Below are 24608 nucleotides of genomic sequence, written 5' to 3' on the forward strand. Positions count from 1 at the left end.
GTGGCGGTGTAGACCTTGGCGATCGACCCCGAATGGAAGATGGAGTCCGGCGTCACCTCCACCCCGGTCCCCCGGTGCAGCAGCCCGCTGGCCAGCTCGTGGACCTGCCCGTCGACCAGCACGGCCAGCGCCGCGCCCGGCACGTGGTGGACGGCGCGCAGCTCGTCCAGCCGGGCCTGCCAGCGGGCGGTCACGTTCGTCGACATCTGGATCCTCCTCGATAGTGCGTACACGGTGCCCTTGCTGCGAACACTGTACGCATAGAGGTTCGATGTACGCAACTGGGCCGGGATAGTGTGGTTACGTCGGCTCGGTTCTGCCTCGAGAGCCTGAGCCGGTGGAGCAGTCATGACTCGGGTGGCATCGCAGGCTTACGAGCGTTCCGTGAACCGGGCTCGTCCTCACCTGGACGGGTCCAGCTTCGTCGGGCGCAGGCACGAGCTGGCCGCGGCCAGGAGGGGACTGTCGCAGGCCCGGTTGCTGACCTTGACCGGCACGGGCGGTGTCGGCAAGAGCCGGCTGGCGCTCAGGATCGCGGAGGTCCTGCGGGACACCTACAAGGACGGCGTGGAGGTCATCGAACTGGCCACCCTTGAGGCCGGTGACCTGCTGGAACCGATCGTCGCCGGGGCGCTGGGCCTGCGCGAGGCGGGATCCGACCCCATGACCGTGCTGGTGGACCATCTGTCGGACAAGCGGATGCTGCTGGTCCTGGACAACTGCGAGCATCTGCTCGACGACTGCGCCCGTTTCGTGGACCAGCTCCTGCGCGGCGCTCCCCGGCTGCGGATCCTGGCCACCAGCAGACAGACGCTGGGGGTGTACGGCGAGCAGGTGCTGCCGGTTCCGTCGCTGTCCGTGCCGGACCCCGGCCATCCGCTCCGCCGCATCGCCCGGCACGATTCGGTGCGCCTGTTCGTGGAGCGGGCGGCGAGCGTGTCGCCCGGTTTCTCCCTGGACACGCGTAACGCGGCCTGCGTGGCGCGGCTGGCCCGGCGCCTGGAGGGGATCCCGCTGGCGATCGAGCTGGCCGCCGTGCAACTGCGGGCCCTGCCCTTGGAACAGCTGACGCGCGAGCTGGACGAGCGCTTCGAGGTGCTGGCGGCGGGGAGCCCCGCCGCGACGCCACGCCATCAGACGCTGCGCGCGACCATGGACTGGAGCTTCCGTCTGTGCTCACCGGCGGAGCAGCGGTTGTGGGCCCGGCTGTCGATGTTCTCCGGCGGGGTCGACCTGGACACCGCCGAGGCGGTGTGCTCCGGCGCGGGGATCGCCCCTGCCGAGATGATCGATCTGGTGACCGGGTTGGTGGACAAGTCGGTCCTGGTCGGCGAGCGGTGGGAGAGCGGGCTCAGGTATCGCATGCTGGAGAGCATCCGCGCGTACGGGTGCGAGCAGCTGACGCCCTCCGAAGAGCGGGCACTGCGCCGACGTTATGTCGACCACTACCGGGACCTGGTCGACCGGCACCGGATCGACGCGATCGTCCACGACCAGCTTGAGCGGTACCTGCTCCTGCAACGAGAACTTCCCAACCTCCGCGTCGCGCTCGAGCTGTGCCTGAGTGACCCGGCCCTGGCGCTCGTGGGGCTCGAGACGGCGTCGGCGATGTGGTCCTTCTGGCTCCTCGCCGGCGCCCTCACCGAGGGCCGCTACTGGCTGGAGCGCACCCTGAAGCCGGTACGGGCGGCGAGCGGCGCTCGGGCGACGGCGCTCTGGGTGGACAGCATGCTCGCCCTCCGGCAGGGCGACCTGGCGAAAGCCATGCCGAGACTTGAGGAATGCCGCCGCATCGCACAGCGGCCGGGGAACGAGGATGTCCTGCCGTTCGCCATCCGGACCTCCGGTGTCGCGGCGTGCTCCATCGGGGACGCCCGGCGTGGCCTCGCGCTCCTGGAGGAGTCGCTCGCCCTCTTCCGGGCCGCCGGAGACGTCGACGGTGTCATGTTCAGCCTGTACTACGCGGCCGTGTACGGTTCGATCGAGGATCCCGGCCGGGCCGCCCGATTCGGCGCGGAGGCCTTGGCGATCTGCGAGGCTCATCATGCGCAGGTGTCGCGCGGATACGCCCAGCTGGCGCTCGGCATGGCCGTGTGGAACCTGGGCGACTACCAGCGGGCCGACGCGCTGGTGAGGGAGGCCGCCGAGTTCACTGGGGAGATCAACGACCGGTGGTGCCTGACGCAGTGCCTGGAGGTGCTGGCGTGGATCGCCGGTGCGCGCCAGGAGCATGAGAAAGCCGCCCGCATGCTGGGGGCGGCGCACGCGTTGTGGCAGGCGGTGGACGCCTCACCCACGCGGCTGTCGTACCACGCGAGATGGCACGAGCGCTGCGTGGAACAGGCCCGCGACACCCTGGGGGATCGGGTGTTCGCGGCGAGCTTCCGAGACGGGGCGAGTCTCGGCCTCGAACGCGTGCTCACCTGTGAGATCGATGGCTGACCCCGGCCGTCCGCGTGGGGAGTTCGAACCAGACGATCTTTCCCTCAGGGGTGGATTCGCTGCCCCAGCAGCAGGCCAGCAGGTCGATCAGGTCCAGGCCGCGGCCTCGCTCGTCGCCCGGCTGGGCGTGGTGGACGTGGAGCGGCGCGGCGCCCGCGTCCTCGACCTCACCGCGCAGCAGGCCGTCGGTGGCATAGAGAGTCAGCCGGTACGGTCCTGGCGCATGGCGTAGCGCATTGGTGACGATCTCACTGACCAGCAGCTCGGCGACCTCGACCTGTTCGTCGAGGCCCCATGCGGCCAGCCGGGCACGGGTGAGACGTCGCACCCGCGGCACTGTGGACATAGTTGGCGATAGCCACCAAGAGACGACCTGCTCGCCGGGCACCTGGTCGGAGCCGGTGGCGTACCCTCCCAGGCGCCGGACGCCGGCCTTGAGCCGGGTCCAGAGCGAGGTGTGACCGTTCCAGGGCATGGCCGCGTCCCGCGAGTCGCTCTGCGGGGGCGCGCTCACGTCCATGACCGCGTATCCGGAGTAATGGTTCATGCCGCCCGCCCGTAGTAGTCGTGGTGGGCTGCGACGCAGCGCCCGTCGGGCAGGATCTCGCCGTTGTCCTCGAAGACCACGACGCCGTTGCACAGCAGGCCCCACCCTTGTTCCGGGTGGAACGCCACCAGGCGGGCTGCCTCATGGTCGAAGGCGTATGCGGATGGGCACCGGGGCTGGTGCTGGCACATGATCGTTCCTTTATATCCTCGCCGGTGTCCCGGCGTTTCTTTCTGACGGAACCATCATGCGCAGGCAAACGGCGGGTGCAGGACGGGATAAATGCCTATACGAACACCCACTTCTACCTACGTAGGTAGGTAGACGCAGCCTCCACCCCAGGTCAAGAGGGCATGAGGTGAGCGGCTGTCCACAAGGGCTCAGCGAACTCACCGGGCCGAGATGAGCTAGCCTGAAATTGTCATGGGGGCAATGACACGGCGGCATGCGGGGAACCTGCCAGCCGAATTGACGAGTTTCGTTGGTCGTCGGCATGAGCTGGCCGAGACCAAGCGTCTGCTTGCCGCTGGGCGGATGGTGACGCTGACCGGTGTCGGCGGAGTGGGCAAGACGCGGCTGGCGATGCGGGTCGCGGCGGAGATGTCCCGGGCCTTCCCTGACGGGATGTGGCTGATCGACCTGGCTTCGCTCACTGCCGAAGAGCTGCTCACGGAGACGATCTCCGAGACGATCGGCTGCCACCACCCGGATGTGGCCGCTCTCTCCGAACACCTGTCGGGCAAGCGGCTGCTCCTGGTCCTGGACAACTGCGAGCACCTGGTGATCGAGTGCGCCATCCTGACCGGCAAGCTGCTCTCCGCGGCGCCCGAGCTGCGCATTCTCGCGACCAGCCGGCAGTCGCTGCAGGTGCAGAGCGAACACCTGCTGGAGGTGCCGCCGTTGACGGTGCCCGGGGTGGACGAGACGGTGCTCGCGGATGCCGAAGCGCGCTACGAGGCGGTGCGACTGTTCGCGGACCGGGTGGCGGCCGTCGTACCGGGGTTCACCGTCAACGAGGCCAACAGCGTGGCGGTGACGCAACTGTGCCGGCGGCTGGACGGGATTCCGCTGGCCATCGAGCTCGCCGCGGTGCGCATGCGGGCCTTGTCCGTGGAACAGATCCTCGAGCGGCTGAACGACCGGTTCCAGTTGCTGTCGAGGGGACACATGGTCGCGGTGCCACGGCAGAGGACGTTGCAGACGCTGGTGGACTGGAGTCACCACCTGTGCTCCCCTGAGGAGCGGACGCTGTGGGAACGGTTGTCGGTCTTCTCCGGCGGTTGCGATCTCGAAGCGGTCGAAGAGGTGTGCTCGGGCGACGGGATCGCCCGCGAGGACATCCCCCATGTGCTGGCCGAACTGGTCGACAAGTCGATCCTGCGGCGGAAGGCGCAAGGCTCCGGGATGCGCTACGAGATGCTGGAGACGCTCCGCCAGTACGGCTGGGAACGGATCGCCGGCCCCCGGCAGAAGACGGCGCTTCGGCTGCGGCATCGCGACTGGTGCCGCGACCTGGCCGCGCGGGCGGAGGCCGAGTGGTTCGGCGAGCATCAGATGGAGTGGCTCGTCCGGATCCGCCAGGAGCAGGCCAACGTACGGGCGGCACTGGAGTTCTGCTCGAGCGAGCCGGGCCAGGCCTGGGCCGGCCTGGAGATCGCCGCCGCGATGTGGAGCCACCGGCTCTCGTGGAGCTCCCCCAGCGAAGGCCACCACTGGCTGGAGCGGGCACTGGCGCAGGAGCCCGGCCCCAGCGCCGAGCGGGCCAAGGCCCTGTGGGTCGATGCCTGGCTCGTCCTGCTGCAAGGCGACCCCAAGGCCGCGCGACCACTGTTGCAGGAGTCGCGCGCGCTGGCCGAGCGGCTGGGCGATGAGGCGCAACTCGCCGGCACGGTCCACATCACCGGCTTCGCCGCGCTGCTGGCCGGAGACTTCGCGCGAGCGTTCACCCTGCTGGAGGAGGCGGTGACCCGCCGCCGCGCCCTGGGCCACCCAGGCCACGCATGGGTCGCCCTCTTCCAGCTGAGCATCGCCGCCGTCCTCATGGGCGACGCCCGCTCAACGGCGCTCTGCCAGGAGACCTTGGAGATATCCCGGCGCGTGAACGCGGACTGGTCGGTCTCCTACGGGTTGTGGGTCACGGCCCTGGACCGGTGGCGGCGGGGCGATCCCGGCACCGCCCTCCCCATGATGCGCGACGCGCTGAGACTCAAGCTGCGGTGCAACGACCATCTCGGCATCGCCCAATGCCTTGAGGGACTCGCCTGGATCGTGGCCGATCAGCAGCGGGACAAACGCGCCGCCCAGTTGCTGGGCGCCGCGCAGATGGTCTGGCGGTCGATCGAGACGTCGCTGTCCGGACTCGGGCACCTGGCCGGTCTGCACAGCCGATGCGAGGCCCTGCTGCGGGAGAGCCTCAGGGACGAAGCGTTCACCGCGGCCTTCACATATGGCTCGGAGCTAACGCTCGACCAGGCCGTCGCCCTTGCGCTGGAGGAGAAGCCGTCGCGAGAGGCGGGAAGCGCCCAGCCGGAATCCGACGTCGCGTCCGTCCTGACCCGCAGGGAACGCGAGATCGCCGAGCTCGTCGCACAGGGGCTGAGCAACAAGCAAATCGCGGAGACCCTGGTGATCGCCCAGCGCACCGCCGAAGGCCATGTCGAGAACATCCTGCGCAAGCTGAGCTTCACCTCCAGGTCGCAGGTCGCCAAAGCCTGGAGCTCGCGACAGCGGGCCGGCAGACAGTGATTCCGAGCCAAGCATCGCCGACCACCTCCGAACCGCTTGTCCGCATCCGCGGAGTGAGCAAGCGGTTCGGCGGCACTTCCGCGCTGGAGGGGGTGGATCTCGACATCCACCGCGGAGGCGTCCTCGGTCTGCTCGGGCAGAACGGCGCCGGCAAGTCCACGCTGATCAAGGTCCTGGCCGGGATCTATCGCGCCGACGAGGGCGAGGTGGTGGTGGCCGGCCATCCGCTGGGCAGCCAGGCCGCCGCCCGCCGCATGTCCTTCATCCACCAGGACCTCGGCCTCGTCGAGTGGATGACCGTCGCCGAGAACATCGCCCTCGGCACCGGCTACCGCCGGCGTGGCGGTCTCATCTCCTGGCATCAGGTGCGCGACCGCTGCGCGGACGCCCTCCGGCTCCTCGCGATCCCCCTCGACCCCGGTGAGCGGATCTCCAACCTCACGCGCGCCGAGCGGTCACTCGTCGCCATCACCCGCGCGCTGGCCGCCGAGGCCGAGCTCATCGTGCTGGACGAGCCGACCGCGAGCCTGCCCACGCCCGACTGCGCCCGCCTGTTCGAGGTGCTGCGCGCGCTCCGCGACCGGGGTCACGGCATCGTGTACGTGAGCCACCGGCTCGACGAGGTGCGTGCGATCGCCGACAGGGTCGCGGTCCTGCGCAATGGGCGGCTCGTCAGCCAGGGACCCCTCACCGGCGGCTATCGCGCCCGCCTCGTGCGCGACATCGTCGGGCACGAACCGACGCCCCACGAGCGCCCGAGTCGCGACGCGGGACCGGTCGTGCTGAGCCTCGCCGACGTGCGGACCGAGCAGGCCGGCCCGATCAGCCTCGACCTGCGGGCCGGCGAGGCGATCGGTCTGGTCGGTCTCACGGGCGCCGGTCATGCGGATCTCGGCCGTGCTCTGGCCGGCTCGCACCCCATTCTCGCCGGCCGCGTACTGCTTGACGGGCGTCCGTATCAGCCCAGGTCGGTGTCCGCGGCTGTCGGCGCGGGGGTCGGTCTCGTGACGAGCGACCGGCAGGAGGACGGCATCGCCCCGGACCTCAGCGTCCGGGAGAACTTCCTGGCGAACGCCAAGGCGCACGGCCGGTCACCGCTGAGCTGGATCCGGCCGCACCGGGAGCGCGCCGAAGCGGCGGCGCTCGTCGCGTGCTTCGGCGTCCGCCCCGCGGACACCGAGGCGCCGCTCGCCACCCTGTCGGGCGGAAACCAGCAGAAGGTCGTCCTCGGCCGTTGGCTCGGGACCAACCGTCACCTCCTGATCCTGGAGGAGCCGACGGCCAGTGTCGACGTCGGCGCCAAACCCGAGATCTACCGGCTCCTCGACGACGCCGTGGCCGCCGGCCTGGCCCTGCTCCTCAGCTCCGCCGACTTCGAGGAGGTCGTGAACGTGTGTGATCGCGCCCTCGTCTTCGTCCGGGGGACGGTGACCGCCGAACTGGCCGGTGACGCCCTCACGGTCACCGCGCTCACCCGGGCCGCGTCGGCCGCGCCCGCCGCCACCGGGACGACCCGCCGATGACCACGGGGCTCCCGCACCGGCGACGGCCCACCGCCGGCCACCTCATCGGCAGCTACGGACTGCTCGCGCTGGCGATCGTCCTGTTCATCGTGTTCGCGCTCGTCCTGCCGGACACCTTTCCCACCATGGCCAACCTGAGGTCGATCCTGTCGACTCATTCGATCACCGCGATCCTGGCACTGGGCGCGATGATCCCCATCGTCACGGGGAAGTTCGACCTGTCCATCGGCTACGGCCTCGGGCTCTGGCACGTCCTGACCCTGCAACTCATCATCGCCGCCGGCTGGCCATGGCCGTTGGCCTGCCTCGGCGTGCTCGTCGGCGGAGCGCTCACCGGCGTGGTCAACGGTCTGCTCGTCGAGTTCGCGCGGATCGACTCGTTCATCGCCACCCTGGGCACCGGCAGCGTCATGTACGCCATCACGGGCTGGGTGACCAAGGGCGCCCGGATCGTTCCCGGCTCCGAAGGCCTGCCCACGGACTTCATCGGCATCTCCGACGCGAAGTTCCTGGGCCTGCCGGCGCCCGCGTTCTACGTCCTCCTCCTCGCCGCGGTGCTCTGGATCGTGCTCGAGCGCCTCCCCCTCGGCCGCTACCTCTACGTCATCGGCGCGAACCCGCGCGCCGCCGACCTGATCGGCATCCCGACCCGCCGGTACGTCGTCTACGCCTTCACGGGCTCCGGGCTGGTCACCGGCTCCGCGGGCGTCCTGCTCGCCGCGCAGCAGCAGATCGGCAATCCGAGCGTCGGGCTCGACTACCTGCTGCCGGCGTTCGTCGCCGCCCTGCTCGGCTCCACCGCGATCAGAGCCGGGCGGCCCAACCCGCTCGGTACCGTCGTCGCCGTCGCCATCCTCGCGATCGGCCTGTCGGGCATCAGCCAACTGGGGGCGGACTTCTGGGTGACGCCGCTGTTCAACGGCATCACCCTGCTCATCGCGGTCGGGCTGGTCGGCTACACGACCCGGCGCCGGCTGCGCAAGGGGCCGGGCGCGCCGCGCCGTACGCCACCACCTCCGTCAGGGGAGACCACGGCCGAGTCCACCGCCGCGGCGGCCGGCGGCCCGCCGCCGCCATGGACCGTTCCACCTGCCGAGTGAGGAGCCGAGCGTGAACCGCACCCGTAACCGCTTCTCGCGCACCGCGTCAGCGCTGGCGGTGGCCGCCGCGCTCGCCGGCGGCTGCTCACGCGCCTCGTCCAGCCCGGATCCCACCCCCGACCCCGTGCGGTCGGCGAGCACCTGCCCCGGTGTCCTGAACGCGGCCAAGCAGGCCGTCGCGCGGGCCGAGGGCATCGACGCCTGGGACGGCCCCACGAGCGGGCCCAGCGCGGTCCGGGGCAAGAGCATCGTGTTCGTCGCGGAGACCATGATCAATCCCGGTGTCGCAGGGGTGGCCAAAGGGGTGGAGGAAGCCGGGCGGTCCGTCGGCTGGAACGTCCGGGTGATCGACGGTCAGGGCACTCCCACCGGCGTACGGGCGGCCTTCGGCCAGGCCATCGCCCTGCGCCCTGCGGGGATCGTCATCGGCGGCTTCGACCCCAACTCCACGGCCGAGCAGGTCGAGCAGGCCAATGACGCGCGCATCCCGCTGATCGGGTGGCATGCGACGAGCCGGCCCGGGCCCAGCCGGAACCCGAAACTCTTCACCAACATCACCACCCGGGTGGAGGACGTGGCGCGGATCAGCGCGTACTGGATCATCGCCCGGTCGAACGGGACCGCCGGAGTCGTCATCTTCACCGACTCCTCGATCCCCTTCGCGGAGAACAAGTCACAACTGATCAAGAAGACTCTGCTGAGCTGTTCCAGTGTCAAGCTGCTCTCGTACCAGAACATCCCGCTTCCTGACACGGGCAGCCGCACGCCTCAGGCGGTCTCCGCGCTCGTGTCGCGCTTGGGTGATCGATGGACCTACTCGGCCGCCATCAACGACCTCTATTTCGCCGACGCGGCGGCGGCCCTGCGCGCCGCGGGCAAGGCGGGCGACGGGGCCCCCTTCTCGATCGGCGCGGGTGACGGCGACCCGTCGGCGTTCCAGCGCATCCGGGACCGGCAGTTCCAGGCGGCGACCGTTCCCGAGCCGTTGAACGCGCAGGGCAGCCAGATCGTCGACGAGTTCAACCGCGCGTTCGCCGGTCAGCCCCCGAGCGGCTACGTCGCGCCCGTGCACCTGACCACGACACAGAACGTCGACGACACCGCGTCGTGGGACCCCCCGGGCTATCGCGCCGCCTACGAACGGATCTGGAACGGCTGAGGCCGGCCTGCCTGGGTAGGGGAACGCGCATGGCAACCCTCATGGATCGGGTGCGCGCGTACCTGCGCAGCCCCAAAGGCCGGCAGAACATCGAGAAGGCCAAGCGCATGGCCAGTGACCCGAACAACCAGCGCAAGGCCCGCCAGTTCCTGGACCGGTTGCGCTCGAAGCGGCACTGAGGCCCGGTCAGCGGGTGAAGCCGATGTCCTGGTAGCGGAGGTCGTAGAAGCCGCGGGCCCCCACGTTGGCCAGCGTCGCCCGAGCCGCCACGTTCTGCGGCCGCTGGTACAACGGCAGCACGTTGACCTCCTGCCAGATCAGCTTGTCGGCCGCGTTCGTGTCCGCGTGGGCCTGCTTCAGGTCCAGGTTCTGGCCGGCTCTGTTCATCGCCGCGTCGATCTCGGGCGACCCCACGCGGCCGAAATTGGCGTTCCAGGTCTGCCCGTTCGGCGAATTCGCGTAGATCCCATAACTACTCGAAACTGGAAAAGGCGTGCCAATGTACGCGAACGGGGTGATGTCAAAGTTCCCCGGGATGACGTACTTGGTGAAGAAGTCGTCGCTGGGCACGGCCTGAATGGTGAGCTTGACGCCGATCTGCGTGAGCATGTTCTGGGCCAGTTCGCCCTCCGACTTGCTGATCTGTATGCCCGACGGGACCACGAAGCGCAGGTCGAGCGGCTTGCCGTCCTTCTGGCGGATGCCGCCGGCCGCCACCCGCCAGCCCGCCGCGTCGAGCAGTCGCTTGGCCTGGGCGGGGTCGTAGGCGCCCGCGGCGCCGGCGTTGTCCTGGTAGCCCTCCTGGGTGTTCATGAAGAAGTGGTTGTTCAGCAGCGTGATCGGCCAGTCGAGGCCCTGCAGGTCGGACTGGGCGATCGCCTGGCGGTTGATGCCGAGCTGGATGGCCTGCCTGACCCGCTGGTCCTTCAGCAGGTCGCTGGAGCCGTTGAAGGTGAAGTGGCGGAAGTCGGGGCCCGCCGCCTGGCGTACGGCCGCGCCCGGGGTGGACTTGGCGCGCGCGTAGTCGGGCGCCGACGGGCCGACGTCGGTGATGTCGAGTTCGCCGTTGCTGAACGCGCCGACCAGCGAGTCCTGCTCGGAGGCGCGGTAGATGATCTGGTCGAGCTTGGGCCGGTCGCCCCACCAGCTGTCGTCGCGGACGATCGTGATCGTCTTCGCCGTCTGGTCGAAGGCCTTGAACTTGAACGGCCCCGCGGTCACCGGGATCTTGTTCAGCCAGGCGGTGTTGTAGGCCTCGGGCGTCCCGTTGGTGGAGGCCGGCAGCAGCGGGCCGAACAGCGACTTCCAGTCGCCGAAGGGCCGGGAGAAGGTCACCACGACCGAATAGTCGTCGCGGCCCCGCCGTACGTCGGAGATGTCCTGGTAGCCGGTGGACGAGACGATGTGGAAGGCGGGATTCGTCCCGTTGAGCGCCTTCCACTGGGCCTGGTAGTCGACCCAGGTGATCGGCTTGCCGTCGGACCACTTGGCCTTGGGGTTGAGCGTGTAGGTGACGACCTGCTGCGGGTCGCGATCGGTGACCTCGGCGCCGAGCAGGTAGTTGGGGTCGGGGGTGATGTCCGCCTTCTCGTCGGACCTGAACGGCGCGGGCAGCAGCGCGTTGCTGACCAGCGCGGCCACCGCGAGGTTGCCGTCGACGTGGTTGCGGTTCCACTGGGTGGGGAACTCGTTGATGCCCCAGCGCAGCGTGCCGCCGTCCTTGACCTTGTCACGCGGTTGCGGGTTGATGTCGTACGCCTTGAAGCCCATCTCGTCCCCCCGCGAGCCGCCGGCGCCGCCGCCGTAGCCCCCGGGACCGCCGCCGCAGCCCGCCACGCACAGCGACCCGGCCAGGGCGGCGGCCGTGATCAGACGTGATGCTTTCATCGAGCGAATCCTCCCGCTTAAGTGACTTCGAGCTTTTCGGCGTAGTGACAGGCCGCGCCCTGGTCCGCATCGAGCAGGCGCACCGAGGGCTCGACGGTCACGCACAAGACGCGTTCGTCGTCCGTCAGCGCGGCCCTGAACTTCGGGCACCGGGTACGGAAGCGGCAGCCCGACGGGGGATGGGCCGGGCTGGGGAGATCGCCTTCGAGCAGGATCCGCCGGCGTGAGCGCTCGCGGACCGGGTCGGGCAGCGGGATCGCCGAGAGCAGCGCCTGCGTGTACGGGTGCGCGGGGGCACCGTAGACGGCGTCGACCTGCCCGATCTCGGCGATCCTGCCGAGGTACATGACGGCCACCCGGTCGGCGATGTAGCGCACCACGGCCAGGTCGTGCGCGACGAACAGGTAGGACAGCCCGAGCTCGGTCTTCAGCGCGTCGAGCAGGTTGATCACGCCTGCCTGGATCGACACGTCGAGCGCGGAGACCGGCTCGTCGAGCGCCAGGAGCCTGGGTTCGAGCGCGAGCGCGCGGGCGATGCCGATGCGCTGCCGCTGCCCGCCGGAGAAGTCCTGGGGGTAGCGGGCGGCGTGGGTGGCGTCGAGCCCGACCAGGTCGAGCAGCTCGGCCACCCGCATGCCCGGATTGCCCCTGCTGTGGGCGCGCAGCGGCTCGGCCAGGATGTCGTAGACGGTCATGCGCGGGTCGAGGGAGGCGAGCGGGTCCTGGAAGACGACCTGCATGTCGCGTCTGATCGCCATCCGCTCCGAGCCGCCGAGCCGCGCGGTGTCGTGCCCGAGCACGACGATGCGGCCTTCCTGCGGCTCGGCCAACTCCAGGATCTCCATCAGCGTCGTGGTCTTGCCGCAGCCCGACTCGCCGACGAGCCCGAGCGTCTCGCCCTCACGTATGTCGAAGCTGACGCCCGCCACCGCGTGGACGGTGCCGACCCTGCGCTTGAACACCGATCCCCGCAGCAGTGGGTACTGCTTGACCAGCCCGTCGACCTCCAGCACCGTCTGCCGGTCCTGGCGCGGCCGGCTCTCGCCGGGGTGGACGGGGACCGCGTGCTTGGCCGCGGTGCGTGGGCGTACCTCTTCCCAGCGGATGCACGCGGCCCGGTGCGCCGGCCCGACGTCGAACAGCGGCGGCTCGGCCGCGTCGCAGGCGTCGAGGCGCATCGGGCAGCGCGGCGCGAACGGGCAGCCCGGCGGCAGCGCGGCGGGCGACGGCGGCGCGCCCTCGATGGGCACGAGCGGCTGCCGTCCGTCCCTGTCGACGCGCGGGATCGAGCTGAGCAGCCCCACGGTGTAGGGCATGCGCGGCGCGTAGTAGATGTCGTCCACGTCGCCCACCTCGACCGGTCGGCCCGCGTACATCACCAGCACCCGGTCGGCGAACCCGGCCACCACCCCGAGATCGTGCGTGATCATGACGATCGCGGCGCCGGTCTCCCGCTGCGCCTTCTTCAGCACTTCGAGCACCTGCGCCTGGATGGTGACGTCGAGCGCGGTGGTGGGCTCGTCGCAGATGATCACGTCGGGGTCGTTGGCGATGGCCATCGCGATCACCGCGCGCTGCCGCATGCCGCCGGAGAACTCGTGCGGGAAGGCCAGGGCCCGCTCCGCCGGGTTGGGGATGCCGACCAGGTCGAGGAGTTCGACGGCCTTGACCGCGGCCTGCTCCTTGGTCACCTTCTGGTGGATGCGCACGGCCTCGGCGATCTGGTCGCCCACCCGGTAGACGGGGGTCAGCGCGGACAGCGGGTCCTGGAAGACCATCGACATGGTCTTGCCGCGGAAGGCGGTCAGCTCCCGCTGCCGGGCGCCGATCAGCTCCCTGCCGTGCAGTCGCACCGAGCCGGTGACCTTGGCGCCCGGCGGCAGCAGGCCCATGACCGCGGCCGCGGTGACGGACTTGCCGGAGCCCGACTCGCCGACGATGCCGAGCACCTCGCCCTGGCCTACCGAATAGCCGACACCGCGTACGGCGAGCACGTCGCCGAAGGAGACGTTGAGGTCGGTGACCTCCAGGACGGGGGTCACCGCGGCCTCTGGGAGGCGGGGTCGAACGCGTCACGCAGCGCGTCGCCGATGAGGTTGACCGCGAGCACGGTGATCACCAGCAGCCCGGCGACGAACCAGAACGTCCACGGCGCGTAGATGGCGGTCCTGGAGCCGTCGGCGATGAGCGTGCCGAAGGAGACGTCGGGTGGCTGGATGCCGAAGCCGAAGTAGGACAGGGAGGTCTCGGTGAGGATGGCCGCGCTGACGTTGAGGGTGGCGTCGACGATCAGCAGCGACGACAGGTTGGGGATGATGTGCCGGAAGATGATGCGCACCGGCGAGACGCCCATGAACCGGGCGGCCTGGATGAACTCCCGCTGCTTCAGCGAGATCGTCATCCCTCTGACGATCTTCGAGGTGACCATCCAGAGGAACAGCGCCAGCATGATCACGAACAGCACCCACTGCCCCGCCCCGAACAGCGGCGACATGACGGCCAGGACCAGGAACGCGGGCAGCACCAGGAGCAGGTCGGTGCCCCAGGTGAGCAGCCGGTCGGGCCAGCCGGGGAAGTAACCGGCGAACGCCCCCACGACGGCGGCCAGCGCGGTGGAGATGAGCGCGGCCAGCAGTCCGACGATCAGCGACTTGCGCATGCCGCGCAGCGTCACCGCGTAGACGTCGGCGCCGGTCTGCAGCGTGCCGAACCAGTGCTCGGCCGACGGCGGGCTGAGGAAGGCCGTGAAGTCCTTGTCGGTGTAGGACCACAGGCTGAAGCCCGGCCCGGCGAAGGCCAGCAGGAACAGCAGCACGAGCACGGCGAAGCCGATCCGCCCCTGCGCGGACTGGAAGAACCGCCAGGCGACCACCCGCAGCCGTGAAGGCGCCCTGCTGGCGGTGAGCAGCGTCATCCGGCCCTCACCCGTGGGTCGAGGGCGGCGTGCAGCAGGTCGGCCGCCAGCGACGCGCACAGCACCGCGATGGCGGCGATGCAGGCGATGGCCGCCACGGTGTTGACGTCGTTCGTGAAGATGGAGTTGATCAGTTGCTCGCCCAGCCCGTGCCAGCCGAAGATCTTCTCGGTGAACGTCGCGCCGGTCAGCAGCGCGCCGAACGTGAACGCGAAGTAGGTCGCGACGGGGATCAGCGCGGTGCGCAGGGCGTGGTGGATGAGCGCCTGGCTCCTGCTCAGCCCCTTGGCCATGGCGGTGCGGACGAAGTCGGCGCCGAGCACGTCGAGCATGGTGTTGCGCTGGTAGCGGCTGAAGATCGCGATGAGCCCCAGCGACAATGAGATCGTCGGCAGGATCAGGTGTTTCAGCCGGTCCCCCACCGTCCCCCAGAAACCGGTGTCGAGCCCGTCACTGTATTCGCCGCTGACCAGGAAGAGCCGGTGGCCGAGCCGCTCGTTGACCACGGTGCCGAGCAGGATCAGCACGTTGGCCAGCACGACCACGGGCATCGCGAGCACCAGGAACGACAGCCCGGTCGACAGCCGGTCGAACCACCCGTACTGCTTGACCGCGGCGGCGGCTCCCACGACCACCCCGAGCAGGCTGCCGCAGATGAGCCCGAGCAGCACGAGCCGGAAGGTGACGCCCATGCGCCGTTTGAGGTCCTCGTTGACCGGCGCGCCGGTCACCGTACGGCCGAAGTCGCCCTGCACCACACCGCCCGCCCACGTCGCGTAGCGCTGGATCAGGGGCGTCCGGTCGTTGAGGTTGAGCTCGGTGAGCTGCGCGTCGACGACGGCCGGCGGCGGCTTGGGCGTCCGGTCGGCGTAGTTGGAGCGCGGATCGAGGGCACTCGCCGCGAGCATGTAGGCGAGGCTGGCTGCGACGGCGACTAGCACCAGATAGTTGAGCAGCCTGCGGGCCAGGAACCCCGCCATCGCCCTCCCCTTCGGCGCGCACGATGTGTAGTCATATTGCTACACCATGCGAGCATCGGGGCGCACGGAACTGCCAAACTGGAGTCTGGTTAACGTCCGGAAAGTTCGTCCACGGCCATGCGGACATCGTCGCTGGTGATAGTCGTCAGCTCGGCCGAGCTGGCCGACCCGCCGCCGCCCGCCAGCGCGGCGAGCCGTACGTCACGGCGCATCGCCGCGCGCTCGAACAGCGACCTGGCGAAACGCCCGTTGCCCAGCCCGTCGATCAGCCGCTCGTCGCAGACCCAGGCGAAGACCTCGTCGAGGTCGCGCAGCGCCTCCTCGTCGAAGCGGTCGCCCGATTTGTCGGCCAAAAGCACGGCGATCTCGGACAGCTCCCGCGCGGAGTAGCTCGGGAAGGCGACCCGCTGGCTGAACCGGCTGGCCAGGCCGGGGTTGGTGGACAGGAACGCGTCCATCTCGCGCTGGTAGCCGGCCAGCACGACGACGAGCCGGTCACGGTCGTCCTCGGCGCGTTTGAGCAGCGTCTGCACGGCCTCGGCGCCGAACGCGTCACCGCCGGAGTAGCCGGTGTTGACCAGGCTGTAGGCCTCGTCGATGAACAGCACACCGCCCAGCGCCCGGTCGACCAGCTCGTTGGTCTTGATCGCCGTCGCGCCGAGGTGCTGGCCGACCAGGTCGGCTCGCTGGGCCTCGACCACGTCGGGCCTGGCCAGCAGGCCGAGCGCGGCGAAGATGCGGCCGATGACCCTGGCCACCGTGGTCTTGCCGGTGCCCGGTGGGCCGGCGAACACGAAGTGCCGCATCTGCGGCGGCGTGGGCAGCCCGCGCTCCTGCCGCATCCGGGCGACCTGGAGCTGGGCGGCGATGGCGTGCACCTGCCGCTTGACCGGCTCGAGCCCGGCCATCCTGTCGAGGTCGGCCAGCGCCTCCTCGATCGTGGGGGTGTCCTCGTAACCGCGGAAACGGGCGGTCAGCTCGTCGAACGCCTTGGTCACGTCGGCGGTCGTGGTGGTCACCAGGTCCTCGGTGGTCGGCGTGCCGCCCGCGCCCACGACGCGTACGTCCCGGGCCGTCGCCGCGGCCTCGACGAGGCTGCGGACGAACCGGGCGTTGCCCAGCTCGTCGACGAGCCCGCGCCGCTGGACGTCCTCGAACAGGCCGAGCAGCGCGGCCCGCGCGTCGGGCGCCATCGTGTCTCCCCGGTGCCGCTGGAGCACCTCGGTGATCTCCGCCAGCTCACCGGGCGAGTAGCTCGGGAAGCGCACCCGGGTGGCGAACCTGCTGGCCAGACCGGGGTTGGTGGACAGGAACGAGGTCATCTCCTGCTCGTAGCCGGCCAGGATGATGATCAGCCGGTCACGGTCGTCCTCGGCCCGTTTGAGCAGCGTCTGCACGGCCTCGGCGCCGAACCTGTCGGGCTGGCCGTCGGCGGAGTTGATCAGGCCGTAGGCCTCGTCGATGAACAGCACGCCGCCCAGCGCCCGGTCGACCAGCTCGTTGGTCTTGATCGCGGTCGCGCCGAGGAACTCGCCGACCAGGTCGGCCCGCTGCGCCTCGACCACGTAGGGGGTGTCGAGCAGGCCGAACGCGTAGAAGATCTTCGCCACCGTCCGGGCCACGCTGGTCTTGCCCGTGCCGGGCGGGCCGAGGAAGACGAAGTGCCTGGTCGGGCGCCCCGCCTTGTAGCCGGCCTCGGCCCGCAGCCGGGACGCCTCGATGGAGGCGGCGATCGAGCGGACCTGCTCCTTGACGGGGACGAGCCCGATCATGTTCTCCAGCTCGGCTAGCGCGTCCTCGACCGAGATGTCGGGCAGCCCGCCGGCCTTCTCGGCGGGCGGCTCCGGCCTGCCCTCGCGGGCTCTGACCCGGACCTGCTCCTCGGCTGTCAGCGCGCCCTTGGCCCGGCGGGCGGCGATGAAGCGGTGGACGAGGACCGCGGTGGCGGCGGCGTAGGCGACCCAGACCGCGACGGAGCCGGAGACCGGCGAGACGGCCGCGGCCAGCGCCCCGGCGGGGACGAGCGCCATCAGCACGGTCAGCCACGGCGTCACCCAGCGGATCAGGTGCGCGGCGGCGGCGACGGGCACGGCCAGCAGCGTCAGCAGCGTGGGGGTCATCGAGGGCGGCGGGAAGAGCGCGTAGAACACCGGCAGCAGCGCGCACCAGCCCGCGAGCACCAGCACGGTCGCGGCCGCGCGCGGGAAGCGCAGCGTCAGCGCGAGGAACGCGAGCACCAGCAGGGTGATGAGGAAGGTCTTGAACAGATCCCAGCCGAGCGCGGCGGCCACGCCGACGGTGGCGATGAGCACCACCACGTGCATCACCCGGCGCACCGCCGGAGGAAGCTGGAAATAGCGCAGCCGCACCTGTTCAAACAGATCCCGCGCCGCGGTCCGCCCTGCGGCCTGGGCCCTGCCGGACTCACGCATCACGCCTCCCCGGTCCGCCCCTGGTTATACCGCACCAGACCGACGATTGGGCGGACCTGACACGCTAGGTGGCGGTGACGAACTCCGCGATGTGGCGGCCGAGTTCGCCGCCCGCGTCCTCCTGGAGGAAGTGACCGGCGCCGGTGATCACTGGATGTGATCGTCCCGCCGCACCCGGCATCGACTTGATCAGGATCGGCGCCATACCTCCGGTTATGGGATCTCCGTCGGAGAACGCCACCAGAAAAGGGCGATCGAGCGTGGTGAGGACCTGCCAGGCGGCGCGGTTGTCGGGCGCGGCGGGGTCGTCGGGCGTGATCGGGACGAGCCCCGGCAGCGCCTTCGCGGCGACCTTGTACGACTCGTCCGGGAAGGGGGCGTCATAGGCGGCGCGCACCGCCGCTGGGAGTTCGGTCTTGCAGCCCGCCTGGACGAATCTGGCGATATCCAGCGCGGGAGCATTCATCACCGCGGCTCTGAAGCGATGCCACACGTCGGGCATGGGAATGTCACCGGTCGGCAAGCCCGTGTTGGCCGCGACGATCATGGCGACGCGCTCCGGGTGCTCGGCGGCGATCCGCAGCCCGATCAGGCCTCCCCAGTCCTGCCCGACCATGGTGATGCCGCTCAGCCCGAGCGCGTCGAACAGCAGCGCGCGCGTCCACTCGACCTGCCTTGCGTAGGTGTGGTCGGCCCGTTCGGCCGGTTTGTCGGAGCGGCCGAACCCCACCAGGTCGACGGCGATGGCCCGCAGCCCGGCCGCCGCCAGCTCGCGCATGACGTGGCGGTAGAGGAACGACCAGGTCGGCTCGCCGTGCAGCAGCACCACCGGCGCCCCGTCCGCCCGGCCCGCCTCGACGTAGGCCATGCGCAGGCCGTCCGCCACTTCGGCGTAGCGCGGCTCGTACGGGAAGTCGGGCAGGTCGGCGAAACGCTCTTCGGGGGTACGGAGAGTCCGCATAGAACGATATTCTAGCTAGCGCCGCTGGTGCCGCCCAGGAAATTCCCCCATGAGCACCTGCTTGGGAGTGACCCGCAGCAGGTCCGCATCGGCCACGGCGATGCCGCGCACCTCCACCCAGAACCTCCGCTGCAACGGATCGGCGGCGAACACCGCCACCCGGGGATCCGCCGCGACGGCCGCGCGGGCCTGCGGCTCGGGGACCAGCCGGAGCTCTCCCGACGGGGTGACGGTCGCCGCCGTGCCCACGACGCGCGGGCCGAGGGAGTCGCCGAAGGACAGGACGACGCTTCTGGCGTACGCGAACGCCTGCCGTATCTCCGGAGTGACCGCGACCGACGGCGCGTCACCGGTGGGCAGGTCGCACATGATCAGTGACGCGCGCCAGGGGCCGGGCCCGCCGCGCCACCAGGCGCGCGCGGCACGCAGCGCGAACACCACCACCGCAGCGCAGAGCGCGCCGAGCCCGGCCCGCCACGCCCAGACGAGCCCCAGCAGGCCGCCCGCGGCGCAGGCCACGGACGCCAGCACGACCAGGCCGGTCGCGACCGTCAGCCACGTGTCCTCGCCGTAGCGGGTCCGCCGGTAAGAGGCCAGCATCGGGTACGGCACCGCCACCGCGAGCACGGCGGCCCGCGGCTCCACGGCCAGCGCCCCGCACACCAGGGCCACCAGCACCGACCACGTCCGGCCGAGCACGATCCAGAGCGTGACTCCCCCGTTCCGCCTGGCCGTGCGCTCGGCGGGCACCCGGGCGAACTGGGCCAGGGCCCGCAGCGGACTGCCGCGCCACAACTCGGCCAGCGCGCGGACGGCCGCCGTCACCGGCCAGCCGAGCACCACGATGCCCGCCAGGGCCGCCCACAACGGGTCGAACGCCGACGACATGCCCGGCGGAGCAGCCCAGAACGCCGACGGCATGGCCGGCAGCGCGCCCAGCGTCAGCCAGGCCGCGAACGCGGCCACCGACACGGCCGCCGACGCCAGGGCGGCGCCGAGCCAGGGATCGCGGCCGAGCATGGCGGGCACGTAGGACCACACCCCGACCCGGCGCGCCTGCCTGAGCGTGATCGGGACGAGCAGGACCAGCACCAGGAGGCCGCCGAGCCGGCCCTCGCGACCCCGGTCGAAGGCGAGGGCGGCCACGACGACGGCGATCGTCGCGAGCGCGACCAGCAGGCGGGACTGGCGCGACCAGACCTCCAGCGCCCGCCTGGCCCGCCCGCTCTCGCGCGCGTCGATCGGCCAGGCGGGGTCGCGGTGGGCCGGGAAGCGGTCCCAGCGCAGCAGCGTCAGCCCGAGGTTGACACGGGCCTGCGGATGCGCGGGATCCCGGTCGAGCGCGGTCAGGTAGGCACGCTCTGCGGGGGCGTGCTCGGCGCGGAGCAGCGCCTGGTCGCCGTGCAGCACGTGAGGGTCGGCCTCCTCGGGGGCGTACCTGCGGGCCAGCGCCGCCTGCTCGACGGCCTCGGCCCAGCGGCCGGGGACGCGGCGCAGCGCGGTGCCCAGCCGCAGCCGCGCTGGCCAGGACCCCCGGGCGAGGCTCACCGCGTGCTCCGCGGGGGCGACCGCGTCGGCGTCGCGGCCCTGGCGCTCCAGCGCGAGGCTGATCAGGCGGTAGGCCCACTCGTTGGCCGGCTCCAGGTCGGCGGCCAGTTGAGCGGCCTCCAGCGCGGTGTCGGGATGTCCCGTTCTCAGCCTGGCAACCGCCTCTTCGCACCATTCGCGGGGAGATCTGGCGGTCCTGTCGGCACTTTCCGCGGTCCCCACGATGTCCATGATCGGCGGACCGGACAGAGTTGGATAGGCCGGGACATATGGCTGTGTCTCTCTAGAGAGGTGGCTCAGGCCGTGGATCACCCGATACCGCTGTCCGGATCGCATGGCATGGCCTAAGCTGCCACGCAAGTTCATGTGGGCCTTGCGTGAGATCGGATCGGCCTGCAAGGAGGCCCATGACCGTCACTCAGGCCGCACCGGCTCTCCGGCGTGCGGTTCAGGAACATCGGGACAACCGCTGGTCCATCCTGGTGCTGCTCTGCCTGAGCCTGCTCCTGATCACCGTCGACGCGACCGTCCTGCACATCGCCGTTCCCACGCTGACCGCGGCGCTGGAGCCGACGGCGGTGCAACTGCTCTGGATCATCGACGTCTACTCGCTGGTCGTGGCGCCGCTGCTGGTCCTGTTCGGCACGCTCGGCGACCGCTACGGGCGCAAACGGCTGGTGCTCGCGGGTTTCGTGCTGTTCGGGGTGGCCTCGGCCATCGCCGCCTTCTCCCCCACGGCCCTGGTCCTGATCCTGGCCAGGGCACTGCTCGGGGTGGGCGGCGCGATGATCATGCCGGCCACGCTGTCACTGATCCGCCAGGTCTTCCCCGACCGGCGCGAGCGGGCCATCGCACTGGGCATCTGGAGCGCGGTCGCCGCCGCGGGAGCCGCCGTGGGACCGCTGATCGGCGGGGTGCTCGTCGGCATCTGGTGGGGCGCGGTCTTCCTGATCAACGTGCCCATCCTGCTCGTGCTACTGCCCGCCGCCGCCCGGCTGCTGCCGGAGTCGCGGGAGCGCAGCGGGCAGCCGTGGGACGGTCTCAGCGCCGCGCTCTCCGTGGTGGGCCTCCTGGCGCTGGCGTTCGGGCTGAAGGAGGCCGGGGCGGGCAGCCTGATCCCGTTCGGGGCCTCCGTCCTGGTCTTCCTCGCCGGAGTGGCGCTGCTGGTCTGGTTCGTACGGCGGCAGGCCCGGCTGGCGTCGCCGCTGCTGGAGGTCAGGCTGTTCCGGCGGCGCGAGTTCGCCACCGGCGTCGCCGGAGTGCTCCTGGGCGTGTTCGCGCTGGTGGGGCTCCAGCTCATGCTGGCGCAATACCTGCAGCTCGTGCTCGGCGACAGCCCGCTGCACGCGGCCATCAGGATGCTGCCGCTGGTGATCTCGGCGATCTCCGGCGGGCTGGCCGCGGCGCACATCCTGCCCAAGATCGGCATGCGCGCCACCATGAGCGGCGGGCTCGGCCTCGTCGCGCTCGCGCTCACCCCCACGCTCACCTGGGGCGTCGAGGCGCACCCCGTGCTGCTGGCGATCTGCTTCGTGGGCATCGGGTTCGGCGTGCAGGTGGCGCTGCTCGCCGCGTCCGACACGATCATGTCCTCGGCCCCCGAGTCCCAGGCGGGCGGAGCGGCGGCCATCGAGGAGACCGCCTACGAGCTCGGCGCCGGGCTCGGAGTCGCCGTGCTCGGCACGATCACCACCATCGCGTACGCGCCCGCGCTCCCCGCCGTCCCCGGAGTGTCCGACGGCGGCATGGACGAGGCCAGGCAGTCTCTCGCCAGCGCCGCGCACGTGGCCGACGAGATCGGCGGTGGCGCCGGCGGCGCGCTGCTCGACGCCGCCCGGTGGGCCTTCGTCCATGCCCTGCACACGACCGTCGTCGTGAGCGTCGTCCTGCTCAGCCTGACCGCCGTCGCCGTGGCCACGCTGCTCCGCCGTGATTGAGGTGTGTGATGTCCCGCTTAGGGCAGACAACAACCGTGAAACAGGCCTTTCGTGATCTTGCTTCGCTGGTCGCCCGCCTCGGCGTGGGCGGAATCTTCTTCGCGAACGGCTGGACCAAGCTCGAGGACGGCCTGAACGCCACGGGGGCGAAGTTCCTCGCGCAGGGCGCGCCCGCGCCACGCGCCTGGGCCACGGTCACCATGCTGACCGAGCTGATCGGCGGGGCGTTATTGATCGCCGGGCTGATCGTGTCGGTGATGGGACTGATCCTCTTCGCCGAGGCCCTCGCCGTCTTCCTGATCGCGCCGCCGCTCAATCCGATCAGCACGAACGAGCTGATCCTGCTGGGCGTGGCCGCGCTGCTGCTGGCCGTGGTGGGGGCCGGGCGGATATCGGTGGACCACCTGGTGGTGATCCGCCGCAGGGAATCGGCGGCGGCGAACGAGTTCGCCGCCGAGACGGAGGCCGACGAGGTCATCGCGGCACTGCGCGACCCCGACTCCCCTGGGTTCCGCGCGCCTGCCCGGCCCAAGGGCGGCTCCTCGGGCTCCGCGAGTTCTGGTGGTTCGGGTTCTTCGGGCGGTTCGGGCGGTTCTTCGGGTGGCAAGCCGTCGGGAGGCCGGTCATCGGGCTCGCGCTCCGGCTCGTCCGAGGGTGAGCCGGACGGGCCCGGGCTGGAGGACACGGCCCCGCATGTACGGCCGCGCCGGTCGGGGACAGAGCCGACGGACGAGCCGACCCCCTCGGCCGCACCGGGCGACACGCTGGTGGCCGGGCGCAAGAAGCCACCCGCCCGCGGCCGCCGCACGACCCCCGACGAGTGACCCCTTCCGAGGGATCGCCCCAGCCACCGCCGAGATCGCGGGGTGGCGATCACCCGGGTCACAGCTCGGCTGTCAGCCGGGCGATCACCCGCATCTTGTTCATCGCGTCCAGGGCGGCGACCTTGTAGGACTCGGCGAGCGTCGGATAGTTGAACACGGCGTTGACCAGGTAGTCGACAGTGCCGCCACAGCCCATGACAGTCTGCCCGATGTGGACGAGCTCGGTGGCGCCCGTGCCGAACACGTGGACGCCGAGCAGCCGCCGGTCCTCGGAGGAGACGAGGAGCTTGAGCATCCCGTACGAGTCGCCGATGATCTGTCCCCGGGCCAGTTCGCGGTAACGCGAGATGCCCACCTCGAAGGGGATCTTGTCACGGGTCAGGTCGTCCTCGGACTTACCGACGAAGCTGATCTCCGGGATGGTGTAGATGCCGATCGGCGGCAGTCCCTGCATCTCCGCGACCGGTTCGCCGCACGCGTGCTGGGCGGCCAGCCGGCCCTGCTCCATCGAGGTGGCGGCCAGCGCGGGGAAGCCGATCACGTCGCCGACGGCGTAGATGTGCGGGACGGTCGTGGCGTAGTTCTCGTCCACCGTGATCCGGCCCCGGTCGTCGGCGGCGAGCCCGGCCGCTTCCAGGCACAGCTCGTTCGTCTTCCCCTGACGTCCGGCCGAGTACATGACGCAGTCGGCGGGGATCTTCTTCCCGCTCTCCAGCACGGTCAGCGCCCCGCGGGGGCGCCGCTCGACCGCCGCGACGTTCTCCCCGAACCTGAAGGTGACGGCGAGGTCCCGCAGGTGGTACTTCAGCGCCTCCACGATCTCCAGATCACAGAACTCCAGCATCCGGTCCCGCCGTTCGACCACGGTGACCTTGGTGCCCAGCGCCGCGAACATCGAGGCGTACTCGATGCCGATGACCCCGGCCCCGACGACGACGAGCGTCTCGGGCACCTGGTCTAGGTGCAGGATCGCGTCGGAGTCGATGACCGTCTTGTCGTCGAACTCGACACTGGACGGACGGGCCGGTGAGGTGCCCGTGGCGATCACGATCTTCTCGGCCGTGACCTTCTTCTCCTCCTTCTCCTCGTCGGCGGCGATCCCGATGGTGTGCGGGTCGAGGAAGCGCCCGGTTCCCTGCAGGACCGACACGTGGTTCCGGCCGAGCTGGCTGCGGATCACCTGGATCTCGCGGCCGATCACGTGCTGGGTACGCATGCCGAGGTCGGCGACCGTGATCTCTTCCTTCACCCGGTAGCTCGCCCCGTACAGCTCCCGCTGGTTGAGGCCCGTGAGATAGAGGACCGCTTCGCGCAGCGTCTTGGAGGGGATCGTCCCGGTGTTGATGCACACGCCGCCGAGCATGTGGGTCTTCTCCACGACCGCGACCCGCCGGCCGAGCTTCGCCGCGGCGATCGCCGCCTTCTGCCCGCCGGGACCGCTGCCGAGCACGAGGACATCGAAGTCATACATGAGTGCCGCCGCCCATCAGGTGAGGGCGTGCGAGGACGGCGACCCGGTTGCCGGGCTGTGCGGCCGCGATGGCCGCCTTCTGCCCGCCGGGTCCTGAACCTACGACGAGAACGTCAAAATCGGCCACACATCAAGTGT

The 24608-nt window shown here is 70.6% G+C and carries 20 protein-coding genes; 8 read left to right on the forward strand and 12 right to left on the reverse strand.

Annotation, left to right across the window (positions count from 1 at the left end):
* The coding region (locus AB0B91_RS38490; protein WP_358330668.1) for a serine hydrolase at positions 1-206 on the reverse strand (206 nt) is incomplete at its 3' end.
* 142 nt (positions 207-348) lie between these two features.
* On the opposite strand from AB0B91_RS38490, the gene AB0B91_RS38495 reads away from it, so the two are divergent.
* Positions 349-2442: a LuxR family transcriptional regulator gene (locus AB0B91_RS38495; protein WP_358330671.1), complete on the forward strand. Its 2094-nt coding sequence runs from the start codon at positions 349-351 to the stop codon at positions 2440-2442.
* Here AB0B91_RS38495 and AB0B91_RS38500 read toward each other — a convergent pair.
* Both AB0B91_RS38500 and AB0B91_RS38505 read right to left on the reverse strand, forming a co-directional pair.
* Positions 2420-2989, reverse strand: a complete 570-nt coding sequence (locus tag AB0B91_RS38500; RefSeq protein ID WP_358330674.1) for an ATP-binding protein — start codon at positions 2987-2989, stop codon at positions 2420-2422. The two genes, AB0B91_RS38495 and AB0B91_RS38500, sit on opposite strands and share 23 nt — an antisense overlap.
* Positions 2986-3180, reverse strand: a complete 195-nt coding sequence (locus tag AB0B91_RS38505) for a DUF5999 family protein (RefSeq protein WP_358330678.1) — start codon at positions 3178-3180, stop codon at positions 2986-2988. Before AB0B91_RS38505 ends, AB0B91_RS38500 begins: the two co-directional genes overlap by 4 nt.
* A gap of 343 nt (positions 3181-3523) precedes the next feature.
* On the opposite strand from AB0B91_RS38505, the gene AB0B91_RS38510 reads away from it, so the two are divergent.
* From AB0B91_RS38510 to AB0B91_RS38530, 5 genes are read left to right on the forward strand one after another with little or no spacing between them, the layout of a single operon-like run.
* On the forward strand, positions 3524-5734 hold the full coding sequence (locus tag AB0B91_RS38510) for a LuxR C-terminal-related transcriptional regulator (protein ID WP_358330680.1): 2211 nt from the start codon (positions 3524-3526) through the stop codon (positions 5732-5734).
* Positions 5735-5787: 53 nt separating this feature from the next.
* Positions 5788-7257: a sugar ABC transporter ATP-binding protein gene (locus AB0B91_RS38515; RefSeq protein WP_358330683.1), complete on the forward strand. Its 1470-nt coding sequence runs from the start codon at positions 5788-5790 to the stop codon at positions 7255-7257.
* On the forward strand, positions 7254-8357 hold the full coding sequence (locus AB0B91_RS38520; protein WP_358330686.1) for an ABC transporter permease: 1104 nt from the start codon (positions 7254-7256) through the stop codon (positions 8355-8357). Before AB0B91_RS38515 ends, AB0B91_RS38520 begins: the two co-directional genes overlap by 4 nt.
* Before the next feature lie 10 nt (positions 8358-8367).
* Entirely contained in the window at positions 8368-9516 is a 1149-nt protein-coding gene (locus AB0B91_RS38525; RefSeq protein WP_358330689.1) for a substrate-binding domain-containing protein, read from the forward strand.
* A 29-nt stretch (positions 9517-9545) separates the two neighbouring features.
* The gene (locus AB0B91_RS38530; protein WP_358330692.1) at positions 9546-9695 is read left to right on the forward strand and encodes a hypothetical protein; all 150 of its coding nucleotides are present in this window, start codon (positions 9546-9548) and stop codon (positions 9693-9695) included.
* Between the two features lie 7 nt (positions 9696-9702).
* Here AB0B91_RS38530 and AB0B91_RS38535 read toward each other — a convergent pair whose 3' ends face one another.
* The 7 genes from AB0B91_RS38535 to AB0B91_RS38565 form a co-directional block, all read right to left on the reverse strand.
* Complete coding sequence (locus AB0B91_RS38535; RefSeq protein WP_358330695.1) at positions 9703-11403, reverse strand: ABC transporter family substrate-binding protein; 1701 nt, start codon at positions 11401-11403, stop codon at positions 9703-9705.
* A gap of 17 nt (positions 11404-11420) precedes the next feature.
* Positions 11421-13445, reverse strand: a complete 2025-nt coding sequence (locus AB0B91_RS38540; protein WP_358330697.1) for an ABC transporter ATP-binding protein — start codon at positions 13443-13445, stop codon at positions 11421-11423.
* A complete protein-coding gene (locus AB0B91_RS38545; RefSeq protein WP_219532257.1) occupies positions 13442-14317 on the reverse strand; it encodes an ABC transporter permease in 876 nt (291 codons plus the stop codon). The genes AB0B91_RS38540 and AB0B91_RS38545 overlap by 4 nt, the downstream gene beginning before the upstream one ends.
* Complete coding sequence (locus AB0B91_RS38550) at positions 14314-15297, reverse strand: ABC transporter permease (RefSeq protein ID WP_358330698.1); 984 nt, start codon at positions 15295-15297, stop codon at positions 14314-14316. The genes AB0B91_RS38545 and AB0B91_RS38550 overlap by 4 nt, the downstream gene beginning before the upstream one ends.
* A gap of 89 nt (positions 15298-15386) precedes the next feature.
* Positions 15387-17729, reverse strand: a complete 2343-nt coding sequence (locus AB0B91_RS38555) for an AAA family ATPase (RefSeq protein ID WP_358330700.1) — start codon at positions 17727-17729, stop codon at positions 15387-15389.
* A gap of 64 nt (positions 17730-17793) precedes the next feature.
* Positions 17794-18690, reverse strand: coding sequence for a haloalkane dehalogenase (locus tag AB0B91_RS38560; protein ID WP_358330702.1), 897 nt, complete (start codon positions 18688-18690; stop codon positions 17794-17796).
* Between the two features lie 15 nt (positions 18691-18705).
* Positions 18706-20460: a hypothetical protein gene (locus AB0B91_RS38565; protein WP_358330704.1), complete on the reverse strand. Its 1755-nt coding sequence runs from the start codon at positions 20458-20460 to the stop codon at positions 18706-18708.
* A 185-nt stretch (positions 20461-20645) separates the two neighbouring features.
* Between AB0B91_RS38565 and AB0B91_RS38570 the strand changes: the two genes are divergently transcribed.
* Positions 20646-22175: an MFS transporter gene (locus tag AB0B91_RS38570; protein ID WP_358330706.1), complete on the forward strand. Its 1530-nt coding sequence runs from the start codon at positions 20646-20648 to the stop codon at positions 22173-22175.
* Between the two features lie 35 nt (positions 22176-22210).
* Positions 22211-22999 (forward strand): DoxX family protein, encoded by a 789-nt coding sequence (locus AB0B91_RS38575; protein ID WP_358330708.1) that lies wholly within the window; start codon positions 22211-22213, stop codon positions 22997-22999.
* Positions 23000-23057: 58 nt separating this feature from the next.
* Here the strand turns inward: AB0B91_RS38575 and sthA are convergent, their stop codons facing one another.
* Positions 23058-24470 carry a Si-specific NAD(P)(+) transhydrogenase gene (sthA, locus tag AB0B91_RS38580; protein ID WP_358330710.1) on the reverse strand — a complete coding sequence of 471 codons (1413 nt, stop codon included), beginning with the start codon at positions 24468-24470 and terminating at the stop codon, positions 23058-23060.
* Positions 24463-24597 carry an FAD-dependent oxidoreductase gene (locus tag AB0B91_RS38585; protein WP_358330713.1) on the reverse strand — a complete coding sequence of 45 codons (135 nt, stop codon included), beginning with the start codon at positions 24595-24597 and terminating at the stop codon, positions 24463-24465. The genes sthA and AB0B91_RS38585 overlap by 8 nt, the downstream gene beginning before the upstream one ends.
* Positions 24598-24608: the final 11 nt, after the last annotated feature.

It is taken from the genome of Nonomuraea sp. NPDC049141 (genome assembly GCF_040648415.1).
In the GTDB taxonomy this organism is placed as follows: Bacteria; Actinomycetota; Actinomycetes; order Streptosporangiales; family Streptosporangiaceae; genus Nonomuraea.